This window comes from Streptomyces sp. NPDC056883 (assembly GCF_042788835.1).
GTDB lineage: Bacteria > Actinomycetota > Actinomycetes > Streptomycetales > Streptomycetaceae > Streptomyces > Streptomyces stoeckheimensis.
In genome coordinates this window covers 122,924-134,323 of the sequence record NZ_JBHUBS010000009.1, presented here as the reverse complement: position 1 = coordinate 134,323, position 11,400 = coordinate 122,924, and the positions used below count along the sequence as shown (strand labels likewise).

Sequence of the window (11,400 nt, the reverse complement as noted above, 5' to 3'; positions counted from 1 at the left end):
TCACCGGCCCCTCCTGTACCTCCCCTCTTACCACCAGAAATGGAGCGAACTCCGATGTCTGAGGACGCCCGGACCCTCGAATACCTCCGACGCACGACAGCAGCACTGCAGCAGGCCCGTCACCAGCTCAAGGAACTTGAGGACGTCCGATCAGAGCCGTTGGCGGTCGTGGGTGTGGGGTTGCGGCTGCCCGGCGGTGTGGACGGTCCGGCGGCGTTCTGGGAGCTGCTGTCCTCGGGCACGGATGCGGTGGGCGATTTCCCCACCGATCGGAGTTGGGATCTGGAGGGCTTGTTCGATCCGGATCCTGACGCCGTGGGGAAGTCGTCTGTTGGTGTCGGGGGCTTCCTGGCCGATGCGGCGGGGTTCGATGCGGGGTTCTTCGGGATCAGTCCGCGTGAGGCGTTGGCGATGGATCCGCAGCAGCGGTTGCTGCTGGAGACGTCGTGGGAGGCGCTGGAACACGCCGGGATCGACCCGTCCTCGCTGCAAGGCCAGCGCGTGGGGGTCTATACCGGGCTGTCCGCCAACGACTACCAGTCTGTGGCTACTGCGACTCCTGAGCTGGACGGGTACCGGACGGGCGCGACTTCGAGTGTGGCGTCGGGGCGGATTTCGTACGTGCTGGGTCTTGAGGGTCCGGCGGTGAGTGTGGACACGGCGTGTTCGTCGTCGCTGGTGGCTTTGCACCTGGCGGCTCAGGCGTTGCGTGCGGGTGAGTGCTCGATGGCTCTCGCGGGTGGCGTGACGGTGCTCGCGCATCCGGGCGTGTTCGTGGAGTTCTCCCGGCTCCGGGGTGTCGCCCCTGACGGCCGGTGTAAGGCGTTCTCAGAGAGCGCGGATGGTGTGGGCTGGGCCGAGGGCGCCGGGATGCTCGTGTTGGAGCGCCTGTCGGATGCGCGGCGGCTCGGGCATGAGGTCCTGGCGGTGGTCCGGGGCAGTGCGGTGAACCAGGATGGTGCGTCGAATGGGTTGACGGCTCCGAATGGTCCGTCGCAGCAGCGGGTGATCCGTCAGGCGTTGGCGAGTGCCGGGCTTGCTGCGGCTGAGGTCGACGCGGTCGAGGCGCATGGCACGGGGACCACTCTGGGTGACCCGATCGAGGCGCAGGCGCTGCTTGCGGTGTACGGCGATCGTGGTGAGCAGGGTGAGCCGTTGTGGTTGGGGTCGGTGAAGTCGAACATCGGTCACACCCAGGCCGCATCCGGCGTCGCCGGAGTCGCCAAGATGATTCTGGCGATGCGGCACGGTCTCCTGCCCCGGACTCTGCACGCTGAGACGCCTTCGTCGAAGGTGGATTGGTCGGTCGGGGATGTGCGGGTCCTGGCCGAGGAGCGTGACTGGCCGCAGACCGGGCGTCCGCGCCGCGCCGGCATCTCCTCCTTCGGCGTCAGTGGAACCAACGCCCACGTCATCCTCGAGCAAGCCCCGGACGCTCCTGAGACGCCGGACGTGCTTGCTGAGTCCCCCTCGGACACGTCGGGTGTGGTGCCGTTGGTGGTGTCGGCGCGGTCGCCGGAGGGTTTGCGGGCTGCTGCTAAGCAGTTGGCTGACTTCCTGGAGCAGCAGCCCGGGTCGAACCTGGCTGATGTGGGGCGTGCGTTGTTGACGTCTCGTTCGGTGTGGGAGTTCCGGGCTGGAGTGGTGGCTGCCGGCCGGGATGAGGCGGTGGCGAGACTCTCTGCGCTGGCTGCTTCTTCGGGTGAGGAGCAGGCGGCTCGTTCGGCGGGCCGGGTGGTGTTCACGTTCGCTGGGCAGGGTGCTCAGCGGACGGGGATGGGCCGGGACCTGTGCGAGGCGTTCCCGGTGTTCGCTGCTGCGTTTGATGAGGTGTGCGCGGCGCTGGACGCCGAGTTGGGCGGGGTGGCGGGGTTCCCTCTTCGTGAGGTGGCGTTCGCTGAGCCGGGTTCGGATCTGGCGGGTCTGCTGGATCAGACGATGTATACGCAGTCGGTGTTGTTCGCGTTCGAGGTTGCGCTGTGGCGTCTGGTGGAGTCGTGGGGCGTTCGTGCGGATGCGCTGGTCGGTCATTCGATCGGTGAGCTGGCTGCGGCGTTCGTGGCTGGTGTGTGGTCTCTGGAGGATGCCGCACGGGTGGTGGCTGCCAGGGCTCGCCTGATGCAGTCGCTTCCGGCCGGCGGCGGAATGGCGTCGCTGGCTGCGGGTGAAGAGCAGGTCGCGGAGCTGCTTGCCGGTCGCACCGGTGTGTGGGTTGCTGCGGTGAACGGGCCGCGTGCGGTCACGGTTTCAGGTGAGAAGTCCGCAGTTGAGGAGCTGGTTGCTGCTGCGGCTGGTGCGGGGATCCGGGCGCGGCTGCTGTCGGTCAGTCATGCGTTCCACTCGCCTCTCATGGATCCGATGCTGGAGGAGTTCGGCTCCGTGGCGGCTGGCGTCTCCTATCGGGAGCCGTCGGCGGCCGGACGGCAGGAGTGGATGTCGCCGGAGTACTGGGTCCGACAGGTTCGTGAACCGGTCCATTATGCCGACGCCTTGGCTGAGGCCCGGGGCGACTTCCTGGTCGAGATCGGTCCGGATGGGAGTCTGACGAATCTCGCCCGGTCCAGTGACCACCCGGTTGCGGCGGTTGCGTTCTCGCGCCGGGATCAGCTGGAGTCGGTTGCGGTGGTCGCGGGACTCGTTGAACTCTGGGCTGTGGGCGGGCCGGTCACGTCGGCTGCTTTGGCGGCGTTGGTTCCTGGTGTCGCTGTTCCTGGGCGGGTCGTTCCGCTGCCGACATATCCCTTCCAGCGGGATCGTTATTGGCTGGCGCCTGCTGTTGCCGGTATGGCTCAGGTGGCTGGTGGGCATCCGCTGCTGGGTCCGGTGGTGGAGGTTCCGGGTGGGGTGATGCTGGCGGGGCGGGTGTCGTTGAACACTCATCCGTGGCTGGCCGACCACAAGATCGCCGATGCTGTGATCGTTCCGGGTGCTGCGATTGTTGAGCTTGCGATCGCTGCGGGGGACCGGGTGGATAGCCCGGTTCTGGATGAGCTCGTCATCCATGCTCCGCTGCTGGTCCCGGCGTCCGGTGTCGTCGAGATTCAGGTCCACGTCACCGACGCCGGTGCCGACTCTGCTGGGCGTCGGCCGGTGATGGTGAGTTCGCGTCTGGTCGGGACGCAGGAATGGCAGCGGAACGCCGAGGGCTTCCTCACTCCCATTGTCGGCTCCGTTACTGACGGAGCCGATCTGCGGGCCTGGCCGCCGCCGGGCGCCGAGCCGGTCTCGGTCGAGGGCTTCTATGAGCGGCTGGTCGATTACGGCTATGGGTACGGGCCGCTGTTCCAGGGTCTGAGTGCGGTCTGGGCGCGTGAGGGGGAGATGTTCGGCGAGGTCACCCTTCCCGAGGGCACCGATGTCGACGGATACGGAATCCACCCCGCCCTCCTGGACGCCGCCCTGCACATCTCCATGGTCGCCACGCCGGCTGGTGACACCGGCGAAGTGATGGTCCCGTTCGCGTGGAACCGCGTCACCCTCCACGCCACCGGAGCCACCACGCTTCGGATCCGGGCGATCACGGGTCCCGGCGGGTTGACGATGGACCTGGCCGACACGGCAGGCGAGCCGGTCCTGACCCTGGGAGCCCTCACCTCACGGCCCATCACCGCCCCCTCTGCCACCACCCCCTCCGTCGGCGGTGCCGAACCGATGATGTTCGCCGTCGACTGGACCCCCCTCGCCACCGGTGATGGCGGCGGCGCGGCCGGGACGACCAGCGCTGTGATCGCGGATGCGGCGGGTCTGAAGGCTTTGGCCGAGGACGTGCCGGAGTGGCTGGTCTTGGACTCGGACCTGCCCGTTTCCTCTGGCGCTGACTCTGAGCTGGACGAGTTGGTGCAGGTGCGTGCGGTGTTGGCGCGTGTGTTGGAGGTGTTGCAGGCGTTCACCTCTGGGCCGGCTCATCGCGATGCCCGGTTGGCGGTCGTGGTTCGGGGCGCGGATGGTGATCCGGTTGCGTCTGCGGTCGCCGGTCTGGTGCGTTCGGCCCAGTCGGAGAACCCCGGCCGGATCCTGCTGGCTGATCTCGGTGAGCGGGATCTCGGCGGGGACGTTGTGGAGCTCGCGGAGTTCGCGGGGACGTTCGGGCGCGCTGCGGCGGCGGATGAGTGGGAGATCCGGGTCCGGGACGGACAGGCCGAAACCCCTGGGCTCACCCGGGTCACGGATGTTCCCCTCGTGGCGGGTACCGCCGACACCGGACCTGACGGTGTTGTCCGGGGTGCGGGTCTGGGTGCGGGTTGTGTGGTGGTGACCGGTGGTACCGGGATGCTGGGTGGGCTGGTGGCCCGGCATCTGGTCGCCGCGCACGGGGTCCGGAGTCTGGTCCTGACCTCGCGGCAGGGTGGTGCTGCTCCGGGGGCTGATGATCTTCGGGCGGAGTTGGAAGCTGCTGGCGCCGACGTGCGGATCGTCGCCTGTGACGTGGCTGATCGTGATCAGGTGGTGGCCCTGCTGGCTGGGGTTCCGGGGCCGCTCAGCGGGGTGATTCACACCGCCGGTGTACTGGATGACGCCGTCCTGGGCGGGCTCAGCCCGGAGCGGTTGGACACGGTGTTGCGTCCGAAGGCGGACGCGGCCACGCATCTGGACGAGCTGACTCGTGGGCTCGGCCTGGCGGCGTTCGTGGTGTTCTCCTCCGTCTCAGGGGTGATGGGCGGCCCTGGGCAAGGGAACTACGCGGCGGCAAACTGCTATCTCGACGCGCTGGCTGCCCGGCGACGGGACGCCGGTGAGGCTGCGGTGTCCTTGGCGTGGGGTTACTGGGCTGAGGCGAGCACGATCACTGGGAATCTGACCCAGGCTGATCTGGCTCGCATGAGCCGGGTCGGGATGGGCGCGCTGGATGCCGAGCGGGGTATGGCGTTGCTGGACCAGGCTCTGGTCTCGCGGCATTCGACGCTGGTTCCGATAGCGCTGGATCTGGCTGTGCTGCGCCGCCAGGACGGCCCGGTCCCCGGCTTGCTGCGGCCTCTGACAGGACCGCGGCGCCGCGCCGCCGCCAGCGGTGGCGCTGTGGATGTGTTGCGGTCGACGTTGGCCGGGATGGCGGCGGGAGATCAGGTCGACTATCTGGCTGGGTTGGTGCGTGCTGAGGCGTCGGTCGTTCTCGGTGGTGCGGGTCGGGAACTGGTCCGGGTTGACCAGGCGTTCAATGACGCTGGCTTTGATTCGCTGACGTCGGTCGAGCTTCGTAACCGGCTGACCGCTCTGGCTGGGATGCCGTTGCCGGCGACGTTGGTGTTCGATTACCCGACTCCGTTGGCGCTGGCTGACTTCCTGCTGGGCGAGTTGGTTGGGGTCGCTCCCGCTCACTCCGCGATGCCCGTGGCCGCGACGGTCACGGATGAGCCGGTGGCGATCGTGGGCCTGGGCTTGCGGCTGCCCGGCGGTGTGGACGACCCCGCCGCCCTGTGGAACCTGCTGTCCTCGGGCATGGACATGGTGGGGGAGTTCCCCACCGACCGAGGCTGGGATCTGGGTGACCTGTACGACCCGGACCCTGAGGCCGCAGGGAAGTCCTATGTGCGTGAGGGCGGTTTCCTCACCGACGCGGCAGGGTTCGATGCGGGGTTCTTCGGGATCAGTCCGCGTGAGGCGCTGGCGATGGATCCGCAGCAGCGTCTGCTGTTGGAGACGTCGTGGGAGGCGCTGGAGCGAGCCGGGATCGACCCGTCCTCCTTGCGGGGCGAGCGGGTTGGGGTCTATGCCGGACTGATCGCCAACGATTATCTCTCTGCCGCTGGAACGGTGCCTGAGACCGAGGGATACCGGGCGACGGGCGCGATTTCGAGTGTGGCGTCGGGACGTATCTCGTACGTGCTGGGTCTTGAGGGTCCGGCGGTGAGTGTGGACACGGCGTGTTCGTCGTCGCTGGTGGCTTTGCACCTGGCCGCTCAGGCGTTGCGTGCGGGCGAGTGCTCGATGGCCCTGGCCGGCGGCGTGACCGTGATCGCGCACCCGGGCGTGTTCATCGAGTTCTCCCGGCTCCGTGGTGTCGCCGCCGACGGGCGTTGTAAGGCGTTCTCGGATGAAGCGGACGGTGTGGGCTGGGGCGAAGGCGCGGGGATGCTCGTGCTGGAGCGCCTGTCGGATGCGCGGCGCCTCGGGCATGAGGTCCTGGCGGTGGTCCGGGGCAGTGCGATCAACCAGGACGGCGCGTCCAACGGGCTCACGGCTCCGAATGGTCCGTCGCAGCAGAGGGTGATCCGTCAGGCGTTGGCGAGTGCCGGACTTGCTCCGGCTGAGGTCGACGCGGTGGAAGCGCATGGCACGGGGACCACTCTGGGTGACCCGATCGAGGCGCAGGCGCTGCTTGCGGTATATGGCGACCGCGGTGAGGGCGGTGAGCCGTTGTGGTTGGGGTCGGCGAAGTCGAACATCGGCCACGCCCAAGCCGCAGCAGGTGTGATCGGGATCGCCAAGATGATTCTGGCGATGCGGCACGGGGTCCTGCCCCAGACCCTGCACGCTGAGACGCCTTCGTCGAAGGTGGACTGGTCGGTCGGGGATGTGCGGATCCTGACCGAGGAGCGGGACTGGCCGCAGACCGGGCGTCCGCGCCGGGCGGGGATCTCCTCGTTCGGGTTCAGCGGGACCAATGCCCACGTCATCCTCGAACAAGCCCCGGACACTCCCGGCATCCCGGCCGCTGCCGTCCCTGACTCGGACGAGCCTGTGCCGGTCTCGGATGTGCCGGGTGTGGTGCCGATGGCGGTGTCGGCGCGGTCGCCGGAGGGATTGCGGGCTGCAGCCGGGCAGATGGCCGACTTCCTCGAACAGCAGCCGGCGCTCGGTCTGGGCGCGGTGGGGCGTGCGTTGCTGACGTCTCGTTCGGTGTGGGAATTCCGGGCCGGAGTGGTGGCCGCGAACCGGGATGAAGCTGTGGCGAAACTCCGTGCTGTGGCTGCTTCTTCGGGCGGGGAGCAGGCGGCTCGTTCGGTGGGACGAGTGGCGTTGGTGTTCCCCGGTCAGGGGGCGCAGTGGGTGGGGATGGGCCGGGGCCTGTGGGCGTCCGACGCTGTCTTCGCATCGCGGATGGATGAGTGTGATCGGCTTCTGGATTGGTCGCTGCGGGATGTGGTCGATGGCGTAGAGGGTGCTCCGTCGCTGGATCGGGTCGATGTGCTCCAGCCGGTGTCGTTCGCGGTGATGGTGTCGCTGGCGTCGATGTGGCGAGCGCGCGGTGTCGTTCCGGACGCGGTGGTGGGCCATTCCCAAGGCGAGATCGCTGCGGCGGTCGTTGCCGGGAAGTTGACTCTGGCTCAGGGAATGCGGTTGGTGGCGGCTCGTAGCCAGGTGATCGCGGCGCAGCTGTCAGGACGAGGCGCGATGTTGTCGGTTGCGGTGGGTGAGGAGCGGGCCCGAACGCTGATCGGTGAACGGGCGGTGGAGATCGCCGCGGTGAACGGTCCGGCGTCGGTGGTCCTGGCCGGCACTGGAGATGCCATTGCGCTGGTGCGCAAGGAGTGCGAGGCGCACGGGGTGCGGTCCTCGCTGCTGCCCGTGGACTACGCATCGCACTCGGTGCATGTCGAAGCGGCTGAAGCCGAGTTGACCGCTGCTGCGGTCGCCGCCTTGGCCGGGGTCGGTGATGCGGATCAGGGCGAGGGGTTCGATCCGCCGGTGAAGATGATGTCGACCGTGGAGGTGGACTGGGCTGTCGGGGAGCTGGACGCGGGTTACTGGGTGCGGAATCTGCGTTCGCGGGTGCGGTTCGCCGAGGCGTTGGAGCGTCTGGCGGACGAGGGGCACCGGGTGTTCATCGAGGTGAGTTCGCATCCGGTGCTGACGATGGGCATCGAGGCCGTGCTGGAGCAGGCCGGCGTTGTGGATGCCGTTGTGGCCGGGACGTTGCGGCGTGATGAGGATGAGTCGGCCAGGTTCGTCCAGTCGATGGTCGATGTGTGGGCGGCGGGTGGTCCTGTCTCCGTGGCCGAGCTTGCGGCTGTGATTACGGGGCCTGCGGGGAGAGTCGCCTCCCTGCCGACGTATCCGTTCCAGCGGGATCGCTATTGGCTGGCTCCGAGTGTGCATGGCCGGTCACTGGTCGGTTTGGCGGGGGCGGGTTCGTCGGGTCATGCCCTGTTGGACGCGGTGGTCGATGTTCCCGGTGGGGTGATGCTGGCGGGGAGGCTGTCGCTGGAGGCGCATCCGTGGCTGGCTGATCATGCGATTACCGACACTGTCGTGGTTCCGGGTGCTGGTCTGGTCGAGTTCGCGATCGCCGCGGGTGACCTGGTGGATTGCCCGGTCCTGGATGAGCTCGTGATCCAGGCGCCGTTGCGGATCCCGGCCTCGGGCGTGGTCGACGTTCAGGTTCATGTCGGGGAGGCCGACGAGGCAGGGGTACGGCCGGTGACGGTCCGCTCGCGTCCTTCGGGTGAGGAGGGGTGGGAGCGGAACGCCGAGGGGTTCCTTGCTTCCGTCGCTGCTGCGGTTGTCCATGACGGTGCTGACGTGGGGGCCTGGCCGCCACCGGGCGCCGAACCGGTGCCCTTGGAAGGCTTCTACGAGCGGCTGTTCGACCATGGATACACCTACGGGCCGTCGTTCCGCGGCCTTACTGCAGCCTGGACCCGAGAAGGGGAGATGTTCGGGGAAGTGCACTTCCCCGAGGGCACCGGAACCGAAGTGGCCGGGTACGGGATCCACCCCGCCCTCTTGGACGCCGCCCTCCATCTGTCCATGGCCACCGCACCGCCCAGCGTCACCGGTGGTGTGATGGTCCCGTTCGCGTGGAATCGCGTGGTCCTCCACGCCACCGACGCCACCACCCTCCGGATCCACGCGGCCCAGGGCCCCGACGGGCTGAGGATGGAGCTGACCGACCACGCCGGTGACCCGGTTCTCACCTTCGGCGCCCTGAGCTCACGCCCCATCAATCCGTCGGCACTCACCGCCTCCTCTGCGAGTAGCGCCGTGGCGACGATGCTGGCCGTCGAATGGACGCCCGCCCTCATCGGGACGGCTCGTGCCGGCGGCGGCAAGGCCGCCGCCGGTCAACCGGGCCGTGTCGTGATCGGCGACGTGGCGGACCTGGAAGCGCTGGGCGAGGACGTGCCCGAGTGGTTGGTCCTCGACGCGGAGCCGTTGAGCACTGACTCTGCCGAGGGTGAGCTGGCGCGGGTGCGGGTGGTTCTGGCGCGGGCGCTGGAGGTCTTGCAGGCGTTCACGACCGAGCCGGCCTGTCGTGAGGCTCGGCTGGCTGTGATCGTCCGGGGGGCGGGCAACGATCCGGTGGCGGGTGCGGTCGCCGGACTGGTCCGTTCGGCCCAGTCGGAGAACCCCGGCCGGATCCTGCTGGTCGACCTCGCCGACCCGGACCCTGGCACTGAACTCACGGGCTTGGTCGGGTTGTTCGGCCGGGCCGCGGCGGCGGACAAGTGGCAGATCCGGCTCCGGGACGGGCAGGTCGAGACTCCCAGGCTCACCCGGGCTGAACACGCCGACGGCGCCGTCCGGGCCGCGGGTCTGGGTGCGGGTTGTGTGGTGGTGACCGGTGGTACCGGGACGTTGGGTGGGCTCGTGGCGCGGCATCTGGTTGCTGCGCATGGGGTTCGGAGTCTGGTTCTGGCGTCGCGTCAGGGTCCGGCTGCTGAAGGGGCTGCGCGGTTGCGTGCGGAGTTGGAGGCGGCTGGTGCGGATGTGCGGATCGTGGCGTGTGATGTCGCGGACCGGGCTCAAGCTCAGGCTTTGCTCGCCGAGGCACCGGTACCGCTGAGCGGTGTGATTCACACGGCCGGCGTGCTGGATGACGCGGTTTTGGGTGGGCTCACGCCGGAGCGGTTGGACACGGTGCTGCGTCCGAAGGCCGACGCGGCCACGCATCTGGACGAGTTGACGCGTGGGCTCGGCCTGGCGGCGTTCGTGGTATTTTCGTCCGGCGCCGGGGTGTTGGGCACCCCGGGACAGGCGAACTACGCGGCCGCGAACAGCTATCTCGATGTTCTCGCCGCTCGCCGCCGGGCCGCCGGCGAGGCTGCGGTGTCCCTGGCTTGGGGCTACTGGGCTGACGCCACCACGATGACCGGGTCCAAGGACCAGGGCGACATCGAGCGGATCAGCCGGGCCGGGTTGGGTGCGCTGGAAACCGCCGAGGGGATGGCGCTGCTCGACGCGGCGCTTGACGGCGGACATCCGGCGCTCGTCCCGATGGTGCTGGACATAGCCGTCCTGCGCCGTCACGTCGGACCCGTCCCCGGGGCACCGTGGGCGTGGCCGCTGGCGCGCATGCTGGCTGGACCGCGGCGCCGCACCGCTGCCGCCGTCGGCAATGTGGGAGCACTGCAGGCGACGCTGGCCGCGATGGCGCCGGCGGACCAGGTGCAGCACCTGGCAGGGCTGGTCAGCGCCGAAGCGGCCGTCATCCTTGGGACGGCCGGGGACCTGGTCGCCATCGACAGTCCGCTGCTCGACATCGGATTCGATTCGCTCACGGCGGTCGAGCTCCGTAACCGGATCACCAGGCTGACCGGGACCTCCCTGCCCGCGACTTTGGTGTTCGACCACCCGACCCCATTCATGGTCGCCGAGCGATTGGTGGAACTGATGAGAAATGAGAACACCCATGCTTGACGTTGATCAGTACCTTGCCGCCATCGGCTACGAGGGGCCGCTCGATCCCAGCCTGCGAACGCTTCGGGGCCTGCATGAGAGCCATGTCCGGGCCGTGCCGTACAACACTCAGCCCCACGATGCCGATTTCCTGACCGGCGCGGAATTCGACGTGGAGCAGGCCTTTCAGCGTGCGATCGTCAGCCGGGCCGGTGGAAGCTGCTACGAGCTGAACGAATCGTTCCGTCAACTGCTCGAACAGCTCGGTTTCACGGCGCACCGGCTGGCGGCGAGCACGCGACTGCCGAGTGGCCGGTTCGGGCCCGAGATCGAGCACTTGGCCGTGCTGGTGGACCTGGACGGTGAGCAGTGGATCGCTGACGTCGGCTACAGCGAACCGACCTCCTTCGGGCCGCTCAAAATCACCGGCGAGGTGCAGCGGCAGGACGGCTTCGAGTTCCGCATGGTGCCCGACGGCGAGTGGTGGGTGCTCGAACGGCTTTCCCCGGTGAAAGGGTGGTCGGGGATCTACCGGTTCAAGGCGGTGGTGCGTTCGCAAGCCGATTTCGCCGCCAGCATCGGCGAAATCGCCGCGCAGCTGAACGAATGGCCGGCGGCGAATCTCCGGATCCTCAGCAGAGTGGTCGGCAATTCGACCGTCCTGATGACCGGCCGTCGCCTCATGAAGCACGAAGTCGGCCGAGAAGTGAGCCGCATGGTGATCGACCAGGGCGAGTACGAGAAGCTCGCCGACCTGATCCTCGATCCCGAAGTGACCGACGAAGAACGCGCGGAGCGGATAAAGGAATTCCATCCGTGAGCGGTGAGACGCCGTTGTCAGCC

General features: G+C 68.4%; 1 protein-coding gene and 1 pseudogene. Both read left to right on the top strand.

All coding sequences use genetic code 11. The annotated features are described in order from the left end of the window. Positions 1-153: 153 nt before the first annotated feature. Positions 154-10,578: pseudogene (locus tag ACFRU2_RS22870) on the top strand (SDR family NAD(P)-dependent oxidoreductase); the annotation flags it as partial. Then, positions 10,571-11,377 carry an arylamine N-acetyltransferase gene (locus tag ACFRU2_RS22865; protein WP_382974914.1) on the top strand — a complete coding sequence of 269 codons (807 nt, stop codon included), beginning with the start codon at positions 10,571-10,573 and terminating at the stop codon, positions 11,375-11,377. The pseudogene ACFRU2_RS22870 and the gene ACFRU2_RS22865, both read left to right, overlap by 8 nt. The last annotated feature ends 23 nt before the right edge of the window (positions 11,378-11,400 follow it).

Excerpts from the sequence above, each read along its gene's own strand:
- ACFRU2_RS22865 (WP_382974914.1), top strand. The coding sequence starts at position 10,571 with ATGCTTGACGTTGATCAGTACCTTGCCGCCATCGGCTACGAGGGGCCG.